The following is a 22,832-nucleotide window of genomic DNA, read 5'->3' as shown; positions in this document are numbered from 1 at the left end:
TGACCAGATATTTCTTCATACCTGATATGATACTTCATACTTTATACTGCAATTTACAGTTTTATATTTCCTGAACCCTCATTGACCGCATTTCTATCATGACTCGCATTATAGTGATTACCTCCGGTAAAGGAGGAGTGGGTAAAACCACAGTTTCAGCAAATCTGGGCATGGCTTTAGCCAAAATGGGGCGTCAAGTTGCTTTGGTTGATGCGGATTTTGGTTTGAGAAATTTGGATTTGCTGCTAGGGCTGGAAAATCGCATCGTTTATACTGCGGTGGAAGTCTTGGCCAGAGAGTGCCGCTTAGAACAAGCCTTGGTGAAAGATAAGCGCCAACCCAATCTCGTACTCCTGCCGGCAGCCCAAAATCGCTCTAAAGATGCAGTCACACCTGAACAGATGAAGTTACTGGTGAATGCCTTAGCGCAAAAGTATCAGTACGTGATTATTGATAGCCCCGCCGGCATTGAAAATGGGTTTAAAAATGCGATCGGTCCGGCAAAAGAAGCGCTAGTTGTCAGCACACCAGAAATTTCCTCAGTTCGTGATGCCGACCGGGTAGTGGGGTTATTAGAAGCACAAGGTATCAAGCGTGTTCATTTAATAATTAACCGCATCAGACCCGCAATGGTGCAGGCAAATGATATGATGTCAGTGCAAGATGTTCAGGAACTTCTCGCCATTCCCCTGATCGGGGTAATCCCTGACGACGAGCGTGTTATTGTATCTACCAATCGCGGCGAACCCTTAGTGTTAGCGGAAAATCCCTCTTTAGCTGCTACAGCCTTTGAGAACATTGCTCGTAGATTGGAAGGGGAAAGTGTCCAATTTATGGAGATCGACTCGTCCCAAGACAGCATCTTCGCCCGCCTACGAAGGTTGTTGTGGACAAAGATTGTTTAACTTACTTTTCCAGTCTCCACGCCAGACCTATTCGTAATGATTGAACTTCTAGAACGACTTTTTTTTCGCGGTCCTGATAGCAGTCGAACTCAAGTTAAACGTCGCCTGCAATTGGTGATTGCTCACGATCGCGCTGACATAGACCCTCAAACGTTGGAAAAAATGCGGCAAGAAATCTTAGATGTAGTCTGTCGCTATGTCGAAGTTGAGACAGAAGGCTTAGAGTTTTCTTTAGAAAGCAACCAACGAACCACAGCTTTAATTGCTAATTTGCCCATCCGCCGGGTCAAAGGTGCCATACCTGAGTGGGAAAGGGGTGATAAGTCTTTATGATCTAGTTAAATTATCTTTAATTGCAACGAATTATCCCAACTTTGGGATTAAAAGTATTTACAAAAAAGCGATTCCAAGTGATATAAGTTAGGTAACCTAGTATTGTATATAAGTATACTTAGACACAAAAATTAGTTTCAACTAATTGAGTGCGAAAGCCTCAGCTTTGAACATGATGAATTGCTTTGAGCAGTTCGTCTTTGCTCATTTTGCTGCGACCTTCAATATTCAGCGCTTTCGCTTGCTCATATAACTCCCGCTTTGACGGCTCAGACCCATCTTTAACCTCATGGATAGCTCGCTTGATAGCTGGAGTCCATTCGACGTGTTGCTTACCTTCTTTAGAAGCTTGTTCCTTTGTTTCCTCTGCTTCTTGTTTTTCTTTGTCGCTCAACTTATCCCACACCGAGGAAGGCAAGTAGCGCTTAGTGACTTTGCCCTCACGGGCGCGGTCTTCACGTTCTTCAGTCTGCCAATCTTCCTCAGACCATTCTTCCAGTGATTTCGCTGCTTCGTCTTTTTCCGCTTGCTTGTAGTCTCCACCTTGTTTCTCATATTCCCGCACTAAAAGCTGACTTTTTCGCGCAGACCACTGACCAGGCTTACCACCTTTATCGGATTTCAGAATTTCTTCCTTGAGTTGGCGACGCAGTTCCGGGTGAGTATATTTTTCTTCGTAATTCTCATCAGCCATATTATCTACTTGCCTTAAATTCTATGTGTGAAGAATCTTACAAAATTATTTTCTTTCCTTAACCAAGATTTATTGACTGTTTTTGATAGTTTTGAAAGCGATAAATATTTTTTACCAAGGTATGTGGTTTTGTTGATATTTTCCTCTGTCAAAGGGGGAGTCAAAGAACTAAAAATCCTCCTACTTTTTGTGTAAATAAACTATTAGTATTTCTCCTCTTAAAAAAACTCCCGTTGTCAGTAGTGACGACAACAGGAGGATATAAGATTTTTTATAAACTATCGGTAGGCCACTTGTGGTCCTGCCCAAATTTCTGTAACCTTTTTACCAAAAGTAATCGGCTGATCATCGTTTGTTGTAGTCACAGTTTTACCATCATTACCAACTTGCATTAATGGCCAGTTTTCCTCGCCCAATTCCCCCGCCCGAAATAGCACATGATCCGGTTGGCTTTTACTCCAACCTAACAATACTGCAATTTTTTCATGTTCTTCCTGATTAACAGGAGAAACCGTATTAGCGTGATTTTTTTGCCGATCCCAAATCACTGCACTATCTGTGGAATCACCTGCGTTAAATATACCTTCAAACTTGCGTGCTAAGAAGCGATCGCCTTTTTCCGACCAACTAACTGGAACTAATACCCCAATTTGACCATTCGGATCACTTTCTTCTGACGACGCCGCCTTTACAGTTTTTACCTTTAATAAAGGATCACTAACAGGAGTAGTTGAAGCCATCACCCACAACTTCTTAGTTTGCATATCTTGGACAAACAGAACGCTGGTAACACGGCTGTTGTACATTTGGGGTTTTACCTCCAGTTGTACCCGGCTATAAACAGCATATTTACCATCTGGAGAAACCACGGGTACGCTGCGGTAGTGACGCACTCCCGAACCACCTTTAGAACTAATTGCCTCTTGAGTAGTTGTAATCCATTTCCAAGGAATAGGATGAGGACTACCTATGGGATCTATTTGTTCTGCTTGGGACTCCTCAACTGGTTCAACAACAGGTATTTCCGTCGTTGTGCTTGGTTGTGCTCTAAGAGTTGGTGCAACTTGAGTTGCTGTCAATGATTCAGTAAAAGACTTTCCTCTAGAAAGAGAATTTTCTTTTCCTTTCAAAGACTTGACATTAGCAGCTTTGAGTTTTCGGATTAAATTAAGTTGACTAACAGGAACATCTGTTAATGGTGCGAGTTCAATTGCTGCCAAACTATCAGGAACAGTTAAATCACTGTTTGATACAGAACTATCTACTTGAGCCAGAGACTCAATTTTATCCGCTGGTAATACTTGCAGTTCCTGAACAGCAGTACTTTGCGTTGGCACAGAGTCAAATTCTTTTGTTAAAGAGTTGATTTGATCTGTTTTTAATATTTTAGCTATATCAGGTTCCCCAACTAAAGCTATTTTCTTTGACACAGAATCAGAATTTCCAGTTATCTGTGTTAGTTTAGCTACTTCGGATCTGACTGGGGTCGAGTTACCTGATGCCGCTAGCAAAGGTGCAATCAGTATTACAACGACAACGTAATTCAGAAATGGTTGTACGCGGAACCATCCTGATAGCAAAAGGGGTTTAAGCATTTGTAGACTCTCTAGAGGGGCGGTTGCTATGTGAGAAGCAATACCTATGCAGCAATGGGGCAGGCGGTAATTATATGTATAACAAGAAACTAAAAGCTTTGACGAAATATTTTCTTCAAAGTTTAGAGAGTTTTACAAAAATTAAGTATCATTGTTTACACCTTTTTTACTCAGGTAGTAGTTTTTTTGGCAAAAACATATGAGTATAGTAAATATGCTGAAAACTCAGTAATTACTACACGATATAGAGTGTTGCAGTTCCTATACCAAACCACACCAAAAACAGATATTGGTTAAGCGATATTCCGGGTATAGTTTAGGCGATGACGCTGGCAATTAAGAATGAGATAACTCGGCTATTGGGGATCATAATAGCGATCGCTATTACGCAGCAAACAAGCCAGGTTACACACTAAATATAACAGCGCAAACCCTGATAATGATAAACATGAGGCGTTACGTAGAAAACCTGGGAAAGCCGATGCATAATACATCATACTCAGAAAATACTGCTGTCAGCAACCCAAAGTTATAAATTGCAATCTCAACTACAAAAATAGCTAAAACAAGCAATAATTTTTTAGAAACTCAACTGTATTTAACGCCAATTTGAGAAAAATAATCGGGAACACAAGAAAATTTACTCGGTAGATGCTCTAGCGGCTCGTGACGATACACCACTAAACGATGAGGCTTACTAAAGGCAGATGCAGTTTATACTAGCTGTTACACTTGTCAACTTAACTATTAAGTTAAATCTTGCAGCCTTTGGTTTCACCAATACGAAAATATTCTATCACCAAACAGCCGATATTATTTACCATTAACTAATGGTTAACGATTAACAACTAAATTATTAATGAAAATTGTATTCTTTGGTACACCAGAGTTTGCTGTACCCACGTTGGAAAAGTTATTGAATCATTCAGAATTTGACTTGTTGGCAGTTGTCACCCAACCAGATAAACGCCGGGAACGCGGAAATAAGCTTACGCCAACACCTGTAAAAGCGATCGCTACTGCTCACAACTTACCAGTATGGCAACCCGAACGGGTGAAAAAAGACACTGAAACTTTAACCCAACTCAAACAATTAGACGCAGATGTGTTTGTTGTTGTTGCATACGGACAGATATTATCGTCAAAAATTCTAAATATACCAAAGTTGGGCTGCATTAATGTGCACGGCTCGATTTTACCCAAATATCGCGGTGCAGCGCCGATTCAGTGGTGTTTGTATAACGGTGAAAGGGAAACGGGGATCACAACTATGTTAATGGATGTGGGGATGGATACTGGGGCAATCCTACAAATAGCCACTACACCGATCGGATTACTGGATAATGCCCAAGATTTAGCCGAAAGACTAGCTGCAATCGGTGGGGATCTGTTGGTGGAAACTCTGTTGAAGTTGGAACGTCAGGAAATTCAACCAATTGCCCAAGATAATTTAGCAGCTACTTATGCGCCTCTGATTCAAAAACAAGATTATGGTTTGAATTGGTCAAAAAGCGCTATCCAATTACACAATCAAATCAAAGGCTTTTACCCTAACTGCACCGCTAGCTTTCGTAACAACCCGTTAAAAATCACCGCTTCTGCTCCCCTTGCTTCTGTAAGCGATCGCGAGCTACCACCAGAATTACAAGAATTAATTCATAAATTGCCTGATTTGTCAAATATATCAGACAGACCGGGAGAGGTAGTCAGCATTGCCAAAGGAATTGGGGCGATCGTCCAAACTGGGGAAGGTCTGTTGCTGTTGCGAGAGGTTCAGCTAGCTGGTAAACGTCCCCAGTCGGGATGGGATTTTGTTAATGGTACCCGCTTAACTGTGGGAGAAGTTTTTGGTGCGGGGAGTTGAGGGGTTGCCAATTTTAGATTTTAGGTTGCACCTTTGATGCACTAGAAGCGCAACTTGGATTTTGGATTAAAAAAATCTAAAATCTAAAATCTAAAATCTAAAATCTAAAATTAAATGACTCCTAAGTTTTCATAAAAGCGACAAGATTTGCAAGGGCCATCTGGGTTGACTGCACAGCGAATAATTTCTGAATGAGCATTGTAGCAGCAGGTGGCATCACCAATTACCCAACGTCCCTCAATCAAACTTTTTTCAGATGGTCGTTTAGCCGACTGCACGTAAATGGCAATATTATGCAAACGGTATCGCCCAGCTTTAAGTTGGTATCGATGGCGGCGCTCTAAAACTGCATAGGTTTTACCTTGAAAATCGAGATAGTTTCCGGGTTGGGGTGTCCAATCAAGTTGCACTCTACCGAGGGACTCACGCGGGTGCGTCAGAATCACTTCGGTTTGTAAAGAGTCTGGCTCCATAAGCTTATGTGATTTGATTTACATTATAAGGATGGTATCGCAATAGCTTTCTTTAGCTTACCGAATTTAGATTACAATTAATGATTCACTCTTCGCGCCCCTAAAGATTACGGCAACCAAAAGTCAGGTAGGATAGATTTGCCCAAGTCACGCAAAGTTTGGTTGAGCGATCGCCCCACTTGTATATGCACTTCATCCTCTTCTACAGCTAAAATCTCAGATGGCTGGCCTTGTCCCAAATAAGACACCACCAAATTCGCCGCCTCCAAACCAGTAACATAAGCTTTTTCCTGTGACCAGGAACCATGACGGTTCACAATCCAATCCCCACTCATAAACACATTCTCAAAACTTGTCTTAGCGGGCAACATATGACGATAGCTACCAGGTGCAAAGTGAGTCACCGCCTGAGGTAGCCGAATTACACTGCTATCAATGATCTTTGCCTCCCGAAACGCTGGCACACAAGTTGCTAAATAACCCTGAACTATTGGTAAAATCTCCTCATCGCTCAAACTGAGAAACTGATTAGCATGATAAAAATCAGCTTCAATCACTGTTCCCGGCTCATCCTGATATTCATCATGTAAAGCATTCAAATCAAAAAATGTCCAACCTGTAGTTGCATCGAATCCAAAGCAAGCATTAGAAGGACGAGGAATATCAATTTTGCGGTCAAACCATAGTCGTATTGCTAAAACATCAATCGCTCCCAAATTGCTCAAATTACGGAATTCTTCACGGCTTTGTAAACTAGGACTAGTTGAGACAATTTTCTTCATACCCGTGATCCCAACCGCAAAAATCACGGCATCTGCTTCAAAAACTTCATCACCGCAGACTACACCCTTTGTTCGATGATTACTATCAACAATTAAGTCTGTAACTCGGCGCTTAGGTAACACTCGCACACCAGCTTTTTCAATCCGTTCCACCCAAGGGCGAAATATCTTTTCCCCGACAGTTCCCCGACACCAAACCACATCAAAATCCGGTTGATGAGCCAGAATAAAAAAGTAAAGCATCCCTAAAGTTGCTGCGGCTGAACATTGTTCACCAGGGGCAAACAAGCCCACTAATAACATTGGTTCAAAAGCCTCGCGGTAAAGTCGGAAAGAAACGTTAAAGTCTTTGAACAATTCACGGGCAGTTACAAAATCATAGCGCCGCCAAGCATCATCAGAATTGTCAAAATCAACAACAGCATAAAGTAAAGGCAGGGCGCTAAGGCGGTCAATTAGTGGCAGCCGTTTAAACTGAGTGTAGAGAAAAGTTCCTAGTGGGGAGGGGAGTCGCGGTAAGTTTTGAAAAATCGGTGATTCAACTTCCAAACCTGCTGGCGAATATTGCGAAGAACGGGTCCAAGTAGTAAAAGGATTAATTTCTAATTCATTGATTAGGGAAAAAATATTTTTGTAAGGATACCAAAAGCCATGAATGCCAGCTTCAACAGATTTTCCGGCGGCTGTTTGCCAACCTGCCACCAATCCACCGGGATAGGGGCCTGCTTCTAGAAGGGTCACATCATAGCCTTGTTTTGCCAAATGGTAGGTTGCTCCTAAACCAGCCCAACCTGCACCTACAACTACCACCCGTTTTTGTTCTGACCCTTCTACCATCTCAGCCTCCGATTGTTGCAGTCCATTAACTAATGTATACGAACTCGTGTTCTGATTAGGCGACGGGTTGCTATTACAGCAGTTTTCCTTTGAATGCAATACGCGCTTTGGTAGTTCAGCTGTGCGCCCCTACGATATAATTCCATCGAATTGAAAACAGCTATAAACTATGAAAAAAGGCTAAGGGGAAGCAGTTCAGTAAAAATCCCTTGCGGTTAATGCTGAGTTAAGAGTATAACAGAAAACAGAACTAACTATTCATAAGGAATAATCCTAATGACTCAATTAGCAAATGTAAAATCCAGTCTGAATGACTTTGAATTACGAGATGGCATTTATTTTCCTAATGACTATGAACAATTGAATAATACTCAACATAAAAAAACATGGGACGCAATTGGTAAAACATATTATGGTTCCCAAAAAATTGAAAAAGTTGCAGATACATCGCCAATCAAACAAGATTACACTCTGCTAACTGGCACGCCTGGAGGTACTTGGAACAAATTTCCGTTGAATAAATCTGTTGATTCTATTCTGGAGATTGGTTCTGGTTATGGTCGCGCACCTTTACATCTCTCAAAAGCTAAAAATCTAAGATGCAAAAAATATTATGGAGTTGATATTTCTGAACCTTTATTGCGGCGGTTAATCAAAGTTAAACAAGAATATAATTTTTTCCCAGAAGCTGAATTTAACTTAATTTGCGATTCTGCTGAAATATTGCCCTTAGAAGATAATTCTATAGATTTGGTAATTTCTAACTGCGTCTTTATGCATATCCCAGATGCACAATTAAGGAATTTGTTGGCTGATATATCTCGCGTACTAAAACCTGGTGGAATTTTTGTTTTCAATCATTCCTTTCACAACAAGTCTTGTCCTTCTCATATTATCCATAATTTTATCAGAAGGCTGAACCCATTTGTGAGAAACCCAGTTTATCTCAAACAATATTCAGCCGCTGAAATTAATGAAATGTTAGCGACTACTGGCATCCAAACGAAGTGTCCACAATACATTGTCGAACCAACGGAAGAATATGCAATTTTGCCGGAAACCATTAAAGGAATTCCAGTGCCCTTTGCTAATGCTATTAACAGAAGTCTTAAACCATCAGATGCTTTAAAAGAAACTTTGGCTTATGGTTTTAGTGCTTACAGCACTCAACTGGACTAATTGCAGCTATTTTCAGGTAAATAGACCCGCTGTAGGGGCACAGCAATGCTGTGCCCCTACAACAGATTTTTCAAAAAGCTTACCAGATAGACTTTTTGAAGCTTGATCAACCTTATTGCTCGATAGTGATCTTAGCCCTGTTTTGATTTGTGAGAATTGCAAGCCACAGATCCCCGACTTCTTAAAAGTTGTCGGGGATCTTGTTTCTTACGAATGATTCAAATTTGCTATATTTGTTAGGTAATTTACCAACTGTTTCCAACATATTGAAGTTAAAGTTGGTAAATTAGGGATTAGTTGAGCTAATTCTTCCCTACGCAACTATGCCATTGGATTTATCGCCCCTTTGGATATCACTCAAAACTTCATTACTTGCTACATTTATCACCTTCTTCTTGGGTATCGCTGCTGCCTACTGGATGCTGGGATATCGTGGCAAAGGTAAATCGTTGATTGAGGGTATCTTTATTGCGCCCCTGATTTTACCACCCACGGTTGTCGGTTTCTTGTTGCTGCTATTTTTTGGCAAAAATGGCCCTGTAGGGAAACTTATGCAGGCTTTTGACTTCAGCATCGTCTTTACTTGGTATGGTGCAGCGATCGCAGCTATGGTAGTTTCTTTCCCATTAATGTATAAAACTGCATTGGGAGCCTTTGAACAAATAGATGGTAATCTGCTGCGAGTGGCTAGAACCCTTGGTGCAAATGAAACCACAATCTTTTGGCGCATTAGTTTACCCCTAGCATTACCCGGCATTGTCGCCGCCACAATGTTAGCTTTTGCCCGTGCTTTAGGAGAATTCGGGGCGACGTTGATGCTGGCTGGTAACATTCCAGGAGTTACGCAGACAATCCCAATGGCAATTTATTTTGCTGTGGAAGCGGGAGCAATGAATGAAGCTTGGTTTTGGGCGATCGCAATTATGGTGATTTCTCTATCTGGAATTATTGCAGTCAACTTCTGGCAAGAATTGAGGGAAAAGAAGAGGGGAGGCGGGAGCAGGGAGCAGGGAGCAGGGGGAGAAATTCTTTATACTCCGCACTCTAGCTTTGAATCTGGTGGATTGTTTGTCAATATTGAAAAAATACTTCCTAGCTTTGATTTAAAAGTTGCTTTCACTACTGATGAGCAACCTTTGGGATTGTTAGGGGGTTCTGGAGCAGGTAAGAGCATGATTTTGCGCTGCCTTGCGGGGATAGAAACGCCCACAACCGGGCGGATAGTTTTAAATGGCAGAGTTCTGTTTGACTCGGAACAAGGAATTAATTTACCCAGCCGCGCTCGCCGCATTGGTTTTGTAGTGCAGAATTACGCTCTGTTTCCACACATGAGTGTGGCGCAAAATATTGCTTTTGGCTTGCCCAAAAAACTATCTGCTGGGAGTATAAAAGTGCAGGTAGAGGAGCAACTAATAGCAATGCAGTTGCAAGGATTAGGCGATCGCTATCCACACCAACTTTCTGGGGGTCAACAACAACGGGTAGCCTTAGCAAGAGCATTAGCAAGCCAACCGGAAGCATTGCTTTTGGATGAGCCGTTTTCAGCACTTGACACCCATCTACGTAGTCAATTAGAGGAGCAAATGACAGAAACTCTAGCTGGCTACCAAGGTGTGACTCTATTTGTCACCCATAATATGGAAGAAGCTTATCGGATTTGCCCGAATCTGTTGGTATTGGAGCATGGTAGAGCCGTTCATTATGGCAGCAAACATAATATTTTCCAGCATCCAGCTACTGTGAGTGTCGCCCAACTTACCGGATGTAAAAATTTCTCCCGTGCTGTTCTTCAGTCATCACAACAGGTAGAAGCGACTGATTGGGGTTGTACTCTTCAAGTTGTTGAACCAGCCAAGAGCGAATTATCCCACATCGGCATTCGTGCCCATCAGTTCATTTTTACCAACGACTCTTCACAGGAAAATACTTTTCCCTGTTGGCTAGTACGAACAAGTGAAACGCCCCATAGAATGACGTTGTTTCTCAAACTACATTCTGCTGGCAAGAATTCTCAAGATTACCATCTGCAAGCTGAAGTCTTCAAAGAAAAATGGGCGACTATGAAAGACCAACCTTTTCCTTGGTATGTGCGTTTAGATCCTCTGCGCTTGATTTTGATGGAATGAATGCAGAGATGCACGTAACAGGGAGCATTGCATAAAATGCTTGTGGAGAGTTGGGTTAGACTACGATTTGGAAGTCGTCAAACTCCAGTTCTCTGTGAAGTAAGAATCCCATCGGCTAAAAGGCGATCGCGAAGACAAAGGTGTAGAATGTGTTAGTTAATAGGGTAGGCATCTTTCACTTAAATCCCTATTGTGTAAGAGGTCAAGATGGTACAGATACCCGCCAGTCCAAAAACCGAAACCCTATTGATTGAGTTGCCTAAGACGATTGGGCTGTACGTCACCCAGAAACAGTTTGCCGCTTTAGCAGCAGCCAACCGAGACTTGACATTAGAAAGAACCGCAGATGGAGAGTTAATTGTGAACCCACCAACGGGTTGGGAAACTGGAGAACGCAACCGCAGCCTCACTGGACAACTTGATCGCTGGTACGAAGAAAACGAAGATTTGGGTAAAGCCTTTGACTCTTCGACTGGCTTCATTTTACCCAATGGTGCGACTCGCTCCCCCGATGCCTCTTGGGTGAGCCGAAAAGGTTGGCAGGCACTTACTCCAGAACAAAAAGGAACGTTTCCTAATATCTGCCCGGATTTTGTTGTAGAGTTACGCTCTAGCTCAGATCGGCTTGGGTCTTTGCAAGCTAAGATGAGGGAGTACATTGACAATGGCGCTCTGCTGGGCTGGTTAATCGATCCGCAGCAACGACGGGTGGAAATTTATCGACCGGGATTGGCTGTGGAATTGTTGGAGAATCCGACTGAGTTGTCCGGTGAAGCGGTGTTACCAGGTTTTGTGTTGAATTTGCGTCGGGTGTGGGATTGAAAATTGAATATCTCCTAGATGAATCTGCAATCTGCCAGGGGAGTGTCAAATTTGAGTTCTTTCAAATTGAAAAACGGATTTGGAAAATCCTTATGCCTTATAGTAAATTTACCCTTAGTAAAGCTGTAGACGATTTTCAACTCACTATCATTGAAGGCGATCGCTTTCTGCCTGAGGTAACTCCTGTCACTCCAAGTTCTTTGCTCAAAGATACGCTGAAAGAAACGCTGCCTTGGGCAATCGCAGTGAGTACTGAAAAGGCGCGTTCTGAAGGTATTATCAATCCAGTCTTGTTAGAAGTCAAACGTCAGCTCAAAGGACAAATTAGTGTCTTTTCGGGTGAAGAGTTCACGGTGCAGCCAGAGGTAGATTTGACGGGTTATGTCGATTTTCTGATTAGTCGCTCTCCAGAGCAGTTGTTTATTAAAGCTCCTGCGGTGGTTTTGGTGGAAGCGAAGAAGGAAGACCTTAAACCGGCACTGGGACAATGTTTAGCCGAGATGGTGGCAGCTCAACGCTTTTATCAACAGAAGCAGCAGCCGATTTCAACCATCTACGGAACGGTGACGAGTGGTACAGTTTGGCGGTTTCTCAAACTAGTTGGGCAAACTGTTACGATTGACTTGACTGATTATCCACTGCCGCCGGTTGAGCAAATTTTGGGCAAACTGGTTTGGATGGTGCAAAATGGCTGATGCAGGCGATCGGGGTTGTCGGGTGAGGAAGTTAGCTCGCGAATTCTGGCGATGCCTCCGGGGTTATCGCACTCTTGGTTGTTGCCAAATTCTATTCTTGTACACATTCAGGAATATCAAGTTCATGAGTCAGCTTTGAACACATTCTGTAACAGTATCAACAGATTCCAAGGTGACAAAATTGTATTGGATAAGACTACCTTTAGTGCGATCGCACATTTTTGCACATAGCATACAAGTGCGTCCCATGAACTCAGAACCGCTCATCATAACGAACCGCAGAGGGTGCAGAGAGAAGAAATTAGTGTTAGGATGTGGGTTGTAGGATTGCTTAGAGTTTGAGTAAGCGATCACTCGATGCTTGTAATGTCTCAGGTCTTTTACTGAAGCAAAATCTGATCAATGAATGTCCTTTTTCTGGTTGGCTGAAAAAGCTGGAACCAGGAACTACGGCAACACCAATATTTTTAATTAGATGATAAGTAAATTCAACATCAGTTTTGTAGCCAAATTTGGAAATATCTGCAAGAACGTAATAAGCTCCTTTGGGGACGAAATAGGGAATGCCAACTTGATCTAGAATCTGTAAAATGCTGTCTCGCTTCTGGTGATAAAGTTTGGCTAGTTCTTGATAATAGGATTCTGGCAGTTGCATGGCGGCAACTCCGGCTCGTTGCAATGGTGCAGGAGCGCCAACGGTCAAAAAGTCATGGACTTTGCGAATCGCTCCCGTTAATTCGGGGTTTGCCAAAATGTAGCCGACTCGCCATCCAGTAACGCTGTAAGTTTTGGATAGACCGTTAATAGTAACAGTGCGTTCTTCCATACCGGGAAGGGTCGCTAGGGCAATATGTTGAGTGCCGTCATAGAGAATATGTTCGTAAATTTCATCTGTGAACGCTAACACATCCCACTTTTGACAAAGTTCAGTAATTAGGGTGAGTTCTTCACGGGTGAAGACTTTACCTGTGGGGTTGTGGGGTGTATTGATAATAATAGCTTTGGTATTGGCATTGAAAGCTTGACGCAACTGTGCTTCATCAAATGTCCAATCGGGGGGATGCAGTGTCACGTACCGGGGTTTAGCACCAGCTAAAATCGCATCGGGGCCGTAGTTTTCGTAATATGGCTCAAATACAATCACTTCATCCCCAGGATCGACTGTCGCTAGCATCACAGCTGCCATTGCTTCTGTGGAACCGCAGGTAACAGTGATTTGGGTTTCGGGATCGATATCTAAACCGAGATACCAACGAACTTTGTTGGCGATCGCATGACGAAATGGGCGATCGCCCCAAGTAATGGCATACTGGTTGACATCTGCCTCTATTGCTTCGTAAGCTGCCTGTTTCAACTCTAAGGGACAGGGAAAATCGGGGAACCCCTGCGCCAGATTCACTGCATCGTGTTGCAGTGCTACCCGCGTCATTTCCCGAATCACTGACTCTCTAAACTGGTGTGCCTTCGCTGATATTTTTTGGCGCTGCATCTCACTCACCCCTATACCTCCGTTGATCTCTATTGCCGTTATCCGGGAATTTCTGTAAACCAAATAAAATTCATAATATCGATAGATTTATCGTAGTATACTCAAATTTCAGATCCAGAGAGAATGCAACCTTATAATCTATATACTTAATTATTGATACTAATAGTCAATTACTGAAGTACTGATCCAGAATCATCATGAAATCTTTGCACCGTCCCGATCTTTATAGCTGGTCTAATTTCAATCCGGCAAGAAATATTGATTTCAATGGGATTGCCTGGATTCGCCCAGATGGCAACATCTTGATTGACCCAGTAGCCCTATCAAACCATGATTGGAATCATCTGAAATCGCTCGGTGGTGTAGTTTGGATTGTGCTGACAAATTCCGAGCATGTCAGGGCAAGTAAAGAAATTGCCGATCAAACTTATGCTAAGATAGCTGGCCCTCTGGCAGAAAAAGACACTTTCCCCGTACCTTGCGATCGTTGGCTGTCTGATGGAGAAGAATTTGTACCAGGACTTAAGGTGATTGAACTCCAAGGCTCGAAAACTCCCGGTGAATTGGCTCTGTTACTGGAGGAGACGACTTTGATTACAGGAGATTTAGTCAGGGCACGCAAAGCAGGTAGCTTAACTATATTGCCAGATGACAAGCTGCTGAATCGAGAGAAGGCTGTTGCTTCTGTTCACAGGCTGGCTCAACTGAGTCGGATAGAAGCAGTGCTGGTGGGGGATGGTTGGCCCGTCTTCCGCGATGGAAGCGATCGCTTACAGGAACTTGCAGCGACGCTGTAAATGGGTGGGGGCGATCATCGGTTTAAATGTTGGGGAAGTTGAGGCAATATTTTCTGCCTAACAGACTGTCGCTAAAACTTTTCCAATTCTTTAGAGAATGCCTGCTTTGATTGATAGAACTAAATTATGTTGATTGTTGCTTCTAAGTATTTTTGCTCCTAATATTGGAAAATTGAGAAAAAAAAGCGACAATTTTTCTAAAAATAGTAATAATTTACACAAATTAAATGAGAGTTCATATTCATCAAGATTGAACTTTTATAGAAGCAGCTAAGGCATCTTGGACATACAGAGGTGGAGGTATCCAAGGAGAAGAGGCTGAGGCTGCCCTATCCGTTGTCGCAACTGGCGTTAATAACTTGACTGACTAGCTAAATCAAGAGGGAAAGAATGAACAGTCGCCGCGTTGTGATTATTGGCGCTGGATTCGGTGGGTTGCAAGCTACCAAATCTTTAGCTAATTCTGGTGCAGATGTATTGTTAATCGATCGCAACAATTATCACACCTTTGTACCGTTGTTATATCAGGTTGCGACAGGCCAATTGGAACCAGAATACATTGCTTACCCTATCCGCACAATATTACGGCGATTCTCTTTCCTACGGAATAAGCCTAAGGTTGAATTTTTGATGGCTGAGGTTGAGCAAATTGATTTTTCAAAGCAAACTGTTGAAACAGATAGTTGTGTAATCACCTATGACTTTCTGGTGCTTGCAACTGGAAGCCGAACCCAGTTTTTCGGAGTTCCTGGAGCTTCGGAATATGCTTTCTCGATGAGAACGCTAGAAGAAGCAATAGCAATCAGAAATCACATTTTCTCTTGTTTCGAGCGAGCTATCCAGGAATCTGATTCATCACGACGCCAACAATTGCTGACGTTTACCATCGTTGGCGGTGGGCCAACGGGTGTTGAGGTTGTAGGTGCTTTCGTTGAAATGCTTCGAGGCCACTTGCGTCGAGATTATCGGACACTTTTCAAGGAAGTGAGGTTGATTCTCGTGCAATCTGGCGATCGCTTATTGGCCGATCTGCCAAAGAAGTTGGGAACTTACACTTACAAACGATTACATCAGCTAGGAGTGGAGGTTTATTTGCAAACAAAAGTGATTAGAGTGACTTTTGAATCTTTACATCTGCAAAACCATGAAGTAATTTCAACTGCAACCGTAATTTGGACTGCGGGGTTAGAGGCAAATCCCACAATATCTCAGGAGGTATCTTTGGCAAATAAGGGAAAATTACTTGTTCATCCCACCCTACAATTGCTAGAGCAACCCAATGTTTATGCGATTGGGGATCTGGCCTATGTAGAACAGAACGGTAAACCATTAACTGGGGTTGCACCAGAAGCGGTTCAGCAGGGTGTTGCTGTAGCCCGAAATATTCAGCGGGAATTTCGAGGTAAATCACCAGAGCATTTTAGCTATTTCAACAAGGGAAGATTAGCGATTATTGGCTGTTATTCAGGTGTGGGAAAAATTGGCGCATTTGCCTTTACAGGATGCTTGGCTTGGCTGATGTGGCTAGGAGTTCATTTAATATATCTTCCTGGCTACCGCAGTCGTTTACTAGTGTTACTTACTTGGCTTTACACTTACTTATTACGCGATCGCTCAGTTCGCTTAATTCTGTCTGTGAAAGAACGTTAGCTCTCAAAAGCGCCAAATAATTTCCAAATTCCTGCAATTGAAATCAACCACCGTTGACGTACCATAGTTGGAGTTCAGGCAATGACTGAAAATAGAACCTACATTAGTCTCAAACCAAAAGATGTTGCGATTGCCTATTTGTTGCTGAAACGTCGGCTACAGCATCGTTTACCCAATCATAATACTTTCAGATAAAGAAATATTCCTAAAGTGGAATGTCACTTACTTACAGCTATTTTCAGGTAAATAGACCATGCGGTAGGGGCGCAAGGCCTTGCGCCCCTACGACAGATGTGGCTCAACTACTTGAATTCTGCTGTAAGCAAAAGTTATTACCGAGGGGATAGTTGGCCCGTCTTCCGCGATGGAAGCGATCGCTTACACGAACTTGCAGCGACGCTGTAAATGGCTGGGTAGCACAGATATCTGTGCTACCCAACAGAAGATTATGGTTCAAATAAATGAAAAAGGCTACAAAAAGAATTGTAATCTGAATATTACAGGCTGATGCAAGTTAAGACAGCTAATAATAGCACCTGAATTTGACTCTGTTTAATTATCAGGGGCAAAGCGCGATTCTCCTGTGAAAAGGCTGCGCGATCGCGTGCAGAATATTTACAGTGTTGCCTAAAATTATGGATAATTCCCCAGTGGTCGCTCAAGCAGATGCATCCTTAGCAAATTACACTCAGGAAAATATACATTTAGTGGAGTCAGCAGTTGGATCGAATTCATCACCAAAGGAAAAGATCGGAAGTGATTTTGACTCTCGCATGATGCTGCGGTGTTTGGAACTTGCTCGCCGCGCTTTAGGACGGACTTCACCAAATCCGTTAGTGGGAGCGGTGATTGTCAAGGATGGCGAGATTGTAGGCGAAGGATTTCATCCTCGTGCAGGTGAGCCTCATGCAGAAGTGTTTGCCTTGCAAGCAGCAGGCGATCGCTCTCGTGGTGCAACAATCTATGTGTCACTTGAACCTTGCAATCACTACGGACGGACTCCCCCTTGTTCGGAAGGCTTGATCCAAGCAGGGGTGGCAAAAGTAGTAGTGGGTATGGTTGATCCCAATCCACTGGTAGCTGGAGGTGGGATTGCCCGTTTACGTGCGGCGGGGATCGAAGTGTTGGTAGGAGTAGAAGAATCAGCTTGTCATCAGCTAAATGAAGCTTTTGTGCATCGCATTCTCTACAAACGACCTTTAGGAATTTTAAAATATGCCATGACTTTAGATGGCAAAATTGCTACTACCTCTGGTCACAGCGCCTGGGTGACAAGCCAAGAAGCCCGTACTGAAGTACATCAACTGCGGGCGGCAAGTGATGCAATAATTGTCGGCGGGAATACAGTCAGACAGGATAATCCTTATTTAACCAGCCATCAGGTGGAGGCACATAATCCCCTGCGAGTGGTGATGAGTCGCCATCTCAACTTACCGGAAAATGCCCATCTGTGGCAAACTGCGGATGCTCCAACTTTGGTGTTGACAGAGGAGGGTGCTAACCCCGATTTTCAAGAACTGTTGCGAAAACTTGGGGTGGAGGTGGTGGAATTAACATCACTTACACCAGATAAAGCTATGGCGTACTTATATGAGCGAGGTTTTTGTAGCGTGTTGTGGGAATGTGGTGGAACTTTAGCTGCTAGTGCGATCGCTCAAGGAGCAGTGCAAAAAGTTCTAGCATTTATCGCCCCGAAAATCATTGGTGGTAATATTGCTCCCACACCTGTGGGCGATTTAGGTTTTACTACCATGACTGAGGCGTTGTCTCTAGAACGTGTTCGTTGGCGTGTAGTAGGCTCTGACTGCTTAGTGGAAGGTTATTTTCCCCAAAAACCTAATAGTCAATAGTAATAACACTTGACTATCAATTAATTCATCGTGATTTTGCTATCATGAACACTGACGTTCATGGGCAATATCACGGATAAGGGCTAGCCGAGATTGAATGTAGTGGCACAGAAAATCAGTTTCGTTAGAATCTAACAACACTTGCGTTTCGGTTTGTTTCACTAACCACTGCACCAAGCTAGCATCATCCAGTTGCAAGAGGAGCTTGGCTTGGGCAGTTTCAACCACTGACCAAAGCTGATGCATAATCGTAGGAGTCATCAGACCTCAATTGAATAATTAGCTTTGTTGTTTTCAGATTACACAATTTTGATCGCAATTGAGACATGAATGTAGAAACTGAGACAAGTATTATTAAAAACTTAATAATTGTATTTATAACTTTATGAAGATTAAGAATTTAAAACTCAGTTTTGAAAATGGGGATTGGGAATTGAGGCATGGGAAAGACGGATTTTCGTGGATTTAGTCGCAAATCCGAGAAAACAAATCCACTAAATTCTAAAAACTGGTTTTTTGTGCTTGGGAAGACCGAAATTATGTTGATTGTAGCCCAAGCAAGCCCGTTTTTTCAGGACTATCTTGAATACTAAATCTGTCTTCTAGAATACAAAACCCTGCGATCGCCATTTTACTGTTAAATAACACATTCCGATTCATCCTACTTTCTTAATCCAAAATTACTTCTTCTGCTGTTGAGCCACGATCTTTGATGCAATGAAGGCTGCATCTTCTCCAACGCCCAATAGAAGGCCAGACTTCACGGTGTGCAGCCAGGGTAGACCTAGTAAGTAAAGTCCTGGATAATTTGTGAGACCACGCTTGTGAATCGGATAGCCATCACTATCCAAGACCGACAAGTGAACTAAGCTGAAATCGAACTTGTAGCCCATAGCCCAAATCACGCTAGTAACACCGATAGATTTTAAGTCCAACTCTAAAATTTCTTCCATGTCATAGCCATCCCGCAAATTAAGCAGGTTTTCTTTGGGGATATCCAGCCGATTTTTCTCGATATAGTCGTTAATCTCTTTGAGCAAATCGACCTCAAACTTATCCGCTTTGGCCAGATTTTCCTTAAGATCCGCAGCTAATGTAATCTTGTCGCCATGTACACCTTGAATCCGCCCTAACAGCACTACTCCATCTCGTGCAAATTGGTGCAGGTTGAGAGAATGACCGCCACCTTTACCAGATAAATGCGGATTTCCCTTAAACTTAGCTTTCGGGGACGGTAGCTTATCTACTGTCCGCTCATAAGACCCCATCTTGTCTATCCACCAGGTGATATCTTTGCCCCGATACCGACGAGGTATCCGACCAGCACTGCTGACGCACAAATACACTTTGATTCCGCTTTGATAAAGCTCCTCGGCAATCTGACAGCCCGATTGTCCACTACCCACCACTAGCACCGCACCAACTGGTAACGCCTCTGGATTGCGGTATTCGCTGGAATGAAGTTGCTTTATCTCTGCTGGAAAAGCGATGCTGAAAGATGGAATTTTAGGGCGCTGGAATAGACCAGTAGCTACTACCACATTGGTCGCTGAGAACATTCCACTGCTGGTCTTGACAATATAGCCTGCTTTTGGAGAATTTTGTTCTACTGCTGTGACTTGGATGCCATAATGCACAGGTAGGTTGAAGCGCTCCACATATCGCTCCAAGTAAGTTACGATTTCGTCACGGGTCATGAAACCATCTGGCTCATCGCCTTGATATTCTGCTCCTGGTAGTCGAATCTGCCAATTGGGGGTCACGAGGGTGAACGAGTCCCAACGCTGATTGCGCCAAGCATTACTCGCTTGAGGTGATTGCTCAAGGACAATATGTTGACAAGCTTTCTGGGTCAAGTAATAGCTAATCGAAAGCCCAGCTTGTCCACCTCCGATAATGACCGTTTCTATGTATTCACTCATGGGCAATTTTTCCGTCGGGATACAATTATCTCAAAATTCATAGCAACGATGTGCCTGGCCATTCCATTACGATCCCCAAACTGTCCCGCCTAATCGGACGCGGCATCCGCGCCAGTCCGTTTAGGATCTGAAGGGGTCGGGAATGGCGATCGCACGTAATTGGGGATAAAGAAATTAGTTTGGCTGATGTCAATTCTAGTTGCATAAAGTACTTTAAACTTTTGAGAACAATGTATCCCAGGTAACTAACACTGTTTGGCTGTCGATGGACTCACAAAATCATGTAAATTTTCATCCCAAATGCTGATGTAAATAAAATCACATTTTTGGCGGATAATCTGACCTTTAACTGAGCCGTTCTGAAAACTAAAATTATCAGACTGGCGCTGTTGTACCTGTTTAAGTCCCTGCTGAATTTCTTCAGTAGCTTGCCCATCTAACATTCCATTCAAGGTAGCTTCCATTACCTGCGAATCTACCGATTGGGCAAAAGATACCTCTGTTTGACGCAGCACTTTAGAATTACGATCAAATAAATAGCCAAGGTCAATTTTGTCTGGCACTAGTTTGTAAACAACAGCACGCGTCTTGCCCCATGCGCCTCTTAAATCTTGATTTGGTTTGCCGAGGGTAGCTTCTACGATGTTTCTTGCTGTACCTGTAGGGAATGCGGGGACGCTTTGTCTGCTGGTAGTGGCAGCTAATTTACTCCGGGGCTTGTTCTGTGGTGTGGAACGCACTTCTGGTGTGGGAACTGCGTTGGCATTGCCCGCAGCAGGTATCACCTCATTCTCTGGTTCTGGCTGTGGTGTGAATACTGCTACTGGCGTTGGAGTATCTGAAGTTACAGGCTTCTTTTTTGGCAGTGGTGTAGATAATACAACAGGGGGATTAAAAGTTGGCAAAGGATCGGGAATTACTGGCTGTTGTACTGGTGAGATGGGTACAACTGGAACTGGAGAAGTTTGGGAAGAAATAGGTGGTTCGGGAGATGCAGGAGTGGGCAAAGATTCTGGCGATGGGGTGGGACTTGTGGCAATGGTTATTTGTGGTTGTTGCTGACGAGTGATGTTAGCAATTGCGATCGCACCAAGCAAGCCGCCTACCAGCAAACTACCAACAATCACAGCAGGTTTTTGCCAGTTTCCACCAGAGGAAGACTCTGCGAACGCCGAATTTTTTTGCGGCGAATATAATGGCTGGGTTTGTTGAGTCAATGTCGCAGTCGGAGAAAAAATGACTGTGGAAGCATTTGCAGCAGACTGCAAGGCGTGTAGCATTTTACTAGCAGTGCTGTAGCGATCGCCAGCATGAGGCTTAATTGCCTGATTGAGTACCGCCGCCAATTCGGAAGAGACGTTAGGGGCGAACTGTTGCCAAAGTATTTCCCCAGTTTTGAGATCAGTTAGTAGTTCTTGCGGGTGTTTGCCAGTCAGCAGATAAATCGCTGTTAAACCTAAGCTGTAGATATCAGTGGCGTAAACTGGGCGGCCAACGGCTTGTTCGCTAGGCATATACCCAGGCGTACCAATAACGAGCGATCGCGTGGGGTATCCTGGAGAATTCACCACGGAACGGATTGTTTGTTTGACTGCACCAAAATCAATCAAAACTGGCTTGCTATCAACAGAACGGAGAATAATATTATCTGGCTTGATATCCCGGTGAATAATGCCTTTGCTATGGACATAATCTAAGACTGAAAGCAGACTCAAGAGAATTTGCCTAACAGCAGTTTCATTCTCAAATCCTTTGGCTTCGACAATTTTTGTCAAGGTTTGGCCATGAATCCATTCTTGGACGAGGTAAAATTGCCCGTTCTCAGAAAAGTAGGCGTAGAGTTTGGGAATTTGGTCACTACTTTCACCCAAATACTCCAAGGTTGCTGCTTCCCGTTCAAAGCGCTGTTGGATAAGTTGGTAGGTTTGCGGGTCATTATTGGTTATCGGTTTGAGTTGCTTGATCACACAGCGACGGCGAGATGGCATATGGACATCTTCTGCCAGAAAGGTTTCGCCAAAACCACCAGCGCCGATTACTTGGATAACTTGATAGCGATTGTTTAGCAGGGTTAAAGTCATGAAAAATCACAAGCGTAGACACCGGAGACACTTCGCCTCTGGGCTTGTCGTCGGACATCGCCCTTTCCAAATCGTACATCAGATGAGTTGATGAGTTATGGACACTGAATTGAGAACACCATCCATTCCCAATACCAATTTCCGAAAATCTTGATTATAGATTTCTTCTAGGGGCACGGCAATGCCCATTGATGTCAACTTAACGTAAAACCCTTGTCAAGCACATGATCTTGAATTTATTCACTTACCATGACTCTTCGCGTTACCCCATTCCGGTTTTATCTAAAGCCAAAACCGCCCCTCCCCTTACCAAGGGGAGGGGTTGGGCGTGGGGTAAAACGTATGTTGTGTAAGCGTTTGAGCTTAAGTTGACACCTATGAGCAATGCCGTGCCCCTACCAAGGTATTTGTATCATTATTTAAGTGAAACGGTATGACTTGAAAGTATCTTCTTCTATTTTCGATCCTTTTTTACGGTGACATGTACTAAGTACAGCATTTGATTAATTCGTAGCGAAATAAATCTGGTAATACCCGGTAATGCCAATGCATCGGCTACATTGTTAATGTATCGGCTTGCATTGTTAATGCATCGGCTACATTGTTAATGTGTCGGCTTGCATTGTTAATGTGTCGGCTTGCATTGTTAATGCGTCGGTTTGCATTGTTAATGCGTCGGTTTACATTGTTAATGTGTCGGTTTACATTGTTAATGCGTCGGCTTGCATTGTTAATGCG

Annotated in this window: 21 protein-coding genes; 10 read left to right on the top strand and 11 right to left on the bottom strand. The window is 43.2% G+C overall.

The window, feature by feature from the left end; translation table 11 throughout:
• The first annotated feature begins 98 nt into the window (after positions 1-98).
• Positions 99-905 (top strand): septum site-determining protein MinD, encoded by an 807-nt coding sequence (gene minD / locus V7K46_RS26445; RefSeq protein WP_273768711.1) that lies wholly within the window; start codon positions 99-101, stop codon positions 903-905.
• 36 nt (positions 906-941) lie between these two features.
• Positions 942-1,238, top strand: a complete 297-nt coding sequence (gene minE / locus V7K46_RS26440; RefSeq protein WP_273768710.1) for a cell division topological specificity factor MinE — start codon at positions 942-944, stop codon at positions 1,236-1,238.
• Positions 1,239-1,398: 160 nt separating this feature from the next.
• Here the strand turns inward: minE and V7K46_RS26435 are convergent, their stop codons facing one another.
• Positions 1,399-1,932 carry a Rho termination factor N-terminal domain-containing protein gene (locus V7K46_RS26435; protein ID WP_335118460.1) on the bottom strand — a complete coding sequence of 178 codons (534 nt, stop codon included), beginning with the start codon at positions 1,930-1,932 and terminating at the stop codon, positions 1,399-1,401.
• 278 nt (positions 1,933-2,210) lie between these two features.
• Positions 2,211-3,527, bottom strand: coding sequence for a hypothetical protein (locus V7K46_RS26430; RefSeq protein WP_335118457.1), 1,317 nt, complete (start codon positions 3,525-3,527; stop codon positions 2,211-2,213).
• A gap of 859 nt (positions 3,528-4,386) precedes the next feature.
• Here V7K46_RS26430 and fmt point away from each other — a divergent pair.
• The gene (gene fmt, locus V7K46_RS26425; RefSeq protein ID WP_335118455.1) at positions 4,387-5,391 is read left to right on the top strand and encodes a methionyl-tRNA formyltransferase; all 1,005 of its coding nucleotides are present in this window, start codon (positions 4,387-4,389) and stop codon (positions 5,389-5,391) included.
• Positions 5,392-5,501: 110 nt separating this feature from the next.
• On the opposite strand, the gene V7K46_RS26420 is transcribed toward fmt, so the two are convergent.
• Together V7K46_RS26420 and V7K46_RS26415 are read right to left on the bottom strand one after the other, a co-directional pair.
• Positions 5,502-5,864, bottom strand: a complete 363-nt coding sequence (locus tag V7K46_RS26420; RefSeq protein WP_335118453.1) for a DUF6464 family protein — start codon at positions 5,862-5,864, stop codon at positions 5,502-5,504.
• Between the two features lie 107 nt (positions 5,865-5,971).
• A complete protein-coding gene (locus tag V7K46_RS26415; RefSeq protein ID WP_335118451.1) occupies positions 5,972-7,483 on the bottom strand; it encodes a hydroxysqualene dehydroxylase in 1,512 nt (503 codons plus the stop codon).
• Positions 7,484-7,759: 276 nt separating this feature from the next.
• Between V7K46_RS26415 and V7K46_RS26410 the strand changes: the two genes are divergently transcribed.
• From V7K46_RS26410 to V7K46_RS26395, 4 genes are all read left to right on the top strand, one after another.
• The gene (locus tag V7K46_RS26410) at positions 7,760-8,662 is read left to right on the top strand and encodes a class I SAM-dependent methyltransferase (protein WP_335118449.1); all 903 of its coding nucleotides are present in this window, start codon (positions 7,760-7,762) and stop codon (positions 8,660-8,662) included.
• Positions 8,663-8,985: 323 nt separating this feature from the next.
• Positions 8,986-10,788, top strand: a complete 1,803-nt coding sequence (gene modB, locus V7K46_RS26405) for a molybdate ABC transporter permease subunit (RefSeq protein WP_335118447.1) — start codon at positions 8,986-8,988, stop codon at positions 10,786-10,788.
• 207 nt (positions 10,789-10,995) lie between these two features.
• Entirely contained in the window at positions 10,996-11,610 is a 615-nt protein-coding gene (locus V7K46_RS26400; protein ID WP_335118445.1) for a Uma2 family endonuclease, read from the top strand.
• Between the two features lie 92 nt (positions 11,611-11,702).
• Complete coding sequence (locus tag V7K46_RS26395; RefSeq protein ID WP_335118443.1) at positions 11,703-12,305, top strand: hypothetical protein; 603 nt, start codon at positions 11,703-11,705, stop codon at positions 12,303-12,305.
• Between the two features lie 129 nt (positions 12,306-12,434).
• Here the strand turns inward: V7K46_RS26395 and V7K46_RS26390 are convergent, their stop codons facing one another.
• Positions 12,435-12,575 carry a hypothetical protein gene (locus V7K46_RS26390; protein WP_335118441.1) on the bottom strand — a complete coding sequence of 47 codons (141 nt, stop codon included), beginning with the start codon at positions 12,573-12,575 and terminating at the stop codon, positions 12,435-12,437.
• A 61-nt stretch (positions 12,576-12,636) separates the two neighbouring features.
• On the bottom strand, positions 12,637-13,794 hold the full coding sequence (locus V7K46_RS26385) for a pyridoxal phosphate-dependent aminotransferase (RefSeq protein ID WP_335118439.1): 1,158 nt from the start codon (positions 13,792-13,794) through the stop codon (positions 12,637-12,639).
• Between the two features lie 197 nt (positions 13,795-13,991).
• Between V7K46_RS26385 and V7K46_RS26380 the strand changes: the two genes are divergently transcribed.
• The 3 genes from V7K46_RS26380 (at position 13,992) to ribD (ending at position 18,091) form a co-directional block, all read left to right on the top strand.
• Complete coding sequence (locus tag V7K46_RS26380; protein ID WP_335118437.1) at positions 13,992-14,591, top strand: MBL fold metallo-hydrolase; 600 nt, start codon at positions 13,992-13,994, stop codon at positions 14,589-14,591.
• Positions 14,592-14,981: 390 nt separating this feature from the next.
• Entirely contained in the window at positions 14,982-16,241 is a 1,260-nt protein-coding gene (locus V7K46_RS26375; protein ID WP_335118435.1) for an NAD(P)/FAD-dependent oxidoreductase, read from the top strand.
• A gap of 635 nt (positions 16,242-16,876) precedes the next feature.
• The gene (ribD, locus tag V7K46_RS26370; RefSeq protein ID WP_335118433.1) at positions 16,877-18,091 is read left to right on the top strand and encodes a bifunctional diaminohydroxyphosphoribosylaminopyrimidine deaminase/5-amino-6-(5-phosphoribosylamino)uracil reductase RibD; all 1,215 of its coding nucleotides are present in this window, start codon (positions 16,877-16,879) and stop codon (positions 18,089-18,091) included.
• Positions 18,092-18,133: 42 nt separating this feature from the next.
• Here the strand turns inward: ribD and V7K46_RS26365 are convergent, their stop codons facing one another.
• The 5 genes from V7K46_RS26365 to V7K46_RS26345 form a co-directional block, all read right to left on the bottom strand.
• Positions 18,134-18,352, bottom strand: a complete 219-nt coding sequence (locus tag V7K46_RS26365) for a hypothetical protein (protein ID WP_335118431.1) — start codon at positions 18,350-18,352, stop codon at positions 18,134-18,136.
• A 276-nt stretch (positions 18,353-18,628) separates the two neighbouring features.
• Positions 18,629-18,751: a hypothetical protein gene (locus V7K46_RS26360; RefSeq protein ID WP_335118429.1), complete on the bottom strand. Its 123-nt coding sequence runs from the start codon at positions 18,749-18,751 to the stop codon at positions 18,629-18,631.
• Positions 18,752-18,771: 20 nt separating this feature from the next.
• Positions 18,772-20,013 (bottom strand): NAD(P)-binding domain-containing protein, encoded by a 1,242-nt coding sequence (locus V7K46_RS26355; protein ID WP_335118427.1) that lies wholly within the window; start codon positions 20,011-20,013, stop codon positions 18,772-18,774.
• A gap of 37 nt (positions 20,014-20,050) precedes the next feature.
• On the bottom strand, positions 20,051-20,218 hold the full coding sequence (locus V7K46_RS26350) for a hypothetical protein (RefSeq protein WP_335118425.1): 168 nt from the start codon (positions 20,216-20,218) through the stop codon (positions 20,051-20,053).
• Between the two features lie 40 nt (positions 20,219-20,258).
• On the bottom strand, positions 20,259-22,094 hold the full coding sequence (locus V7K46_RS26345; RefSeq protein WP_335118423.1) for a protein kinase domain-containing protein: 1,836 nt from the start codon (positions 22,092-22,094) through the stop codon (positions 20,259-20,261).
• Between the last annotated feature and the right edge of the window lie 738 nt (positions 22,095-22,832).

This window comes from Nostoc sp. (genome assembly GCF_036917395.1).
GTDB lineage: Bacteria > Cyanobacteriota > Cyanobacteriia > Cyanobacteriales > Nostocaceae > Nostoc.
The sequence above is the reverse complement of the archived record's forward strand: the minus strand, read 5'-3'. Positions and strand labels throughout refer to the sequence as shown.

Excerpts from the sequence above, each read along its gene's own strand:
- minD (WP_273768711.1), top strand. The coding sequence starts at position 99 with ATGACTCGCATTATAGTGATTACCTCCGGTAAAGGAGGAGTGGGTAAA.
- minE (WP_273768710.1), top strand. The coding sequence starts at position 942 with ATGATTGAACTTCTAGAACGACTTTTTTTTCGCGGTCCTGATAGCAGT.
- V7K46_RS26435 (WP_335118460.1), bottom strand. The coding sequence starts at position 1,932 with ATGGCTGATGAGAATTACGAAGAAAAATATACTCACCCGGAACTGCGT.
- V7K46_RS26430 (WP_335118457.1), bottom strand. The coding sequence starts at position 3,527 with ATGCTTAAACCCCTTTTGCTATCAGGATGGTTCCGCGTACAACCATTT.
- fmt (WP_335118455.1), top strand. The coding sequence starts at position 4,387 with ATGAAAATTGTATTCTTTGGTACACCAGAGTTTGCTGTACCCACGTTG.
- V7K46_RS26420 (WP_335118453.1), bottom strand. The coding sequence starts at position 5,864 with ATGGAGCCAGACTCTTTACAAACCGAAGTGATTCTGACGCACCCGCGT.
- V7K46_RS26415 (WP_335118451.1), bottom strand. The coding sequence starts at position 7,483 with ATGGTAGAAGGGTCAGAACAAAAACGGGTGGTAGTTGTAGGTGCAGGT.
- V7K46_RS26410 (WP_335118449.1), top strand. The coding sequence starts at position 7,760 with ATGACTCAATTAGCAAATGTAAAATCCAGTCTGAATGACTTTGAATTA.
- modB (WP_335118447.1), top strand. The coding sequence starts at position 8,986 with ATGCCATTGGATTTATCGCCCCTTTGGATATCACTCAAAACTTCATTA.
- V7K46_RS26400 (WP_335118445.1), top strand. The coding sequence starts at position 10,996 with ATGGTACAGATACCCGCCAGTCCAAAAACCGAAACCCTATTGATTGAG.
- V7K46_RS26395 (WP_335118443.1), top strand. The coding sequence starts at position 11,703 with ATGCCTTATAGTAAATTTACCCTTAGTAAAGCTGTAGACGATTTTCAA.
- V7K46_RS26390 (WP_335118441.1), bottom strand. The coding sequence starts at position 12,575 with ATGATGAGCGGTTCTGAGTTCATGGGACGCACTTGTATGCTATGTGCA.
- V7K46_RS26385 (WP_335118439.1), bottom strand. The coding sequence starts at position 13,794 with ATGCAGCGCCAAAAAATATCAGCGAAGGCACACCAGTTTAGAGAGTCA.
- V7K46_RS26380 (WP_335118437.1), top strand. The coding sequence starts at position 13,992 with ATGAAATCTTTGCACCGTCCCGATCTTTATAGCTGGTCTAATTTCAAT.
- V7K46_RS26375 (WP_335118435.1), top strand. The coding sequence starts at position 14,982 with ATGAACAGTCGCCGCGTTGTGATTATTGGCGCTGGATTCGGTGGGTTG.
- ribD (WP_335118433.1), top strand. The coding sequence starts at position 16,877 with ATGGATAATTCCCCAGTGGTCGCTCAAGCAGATGCATCCTTAGCAAAT.
- V7K46_RS26365 (WP_335118431.1), bottom strand. The coding sequence starts at position 18,352 with ATGACTCCTACGATTATGCATCAGCTTTGGTCAGTGGTTGAAACTGCC.
- V7K46_RS26360 (WP_335118429.1), bottom strand. The coding sequence starts at position 18,751 with ATGAATCGGAATGTGTTATTTAACAGTAAAATGGCGATCGCAGGGTTT.
- V7K46_RS26355 (WP_335118427.1), bottom strand. The coding sequence starts at position 20,013 with ATGAGTGAATACATAGAAACGGTCATTATCGGAGGTGGACAAGCTGGG.
- V7K46_RS26350 (WP_335118425.1), bottom strand. The coding sequence starts at position 20,218 with ATGCAACTAGAATTGACATCAGCCAAACTAATTTCTTTATCCCCAATT.
- V7K46_RS26345 (WP_335118423.1), bottom strand. The coding sequence starts at position 22,094 with ATGACTTTAACCCTGCTAAACAATCGCTATCAAGTTATCCAAGTAATC.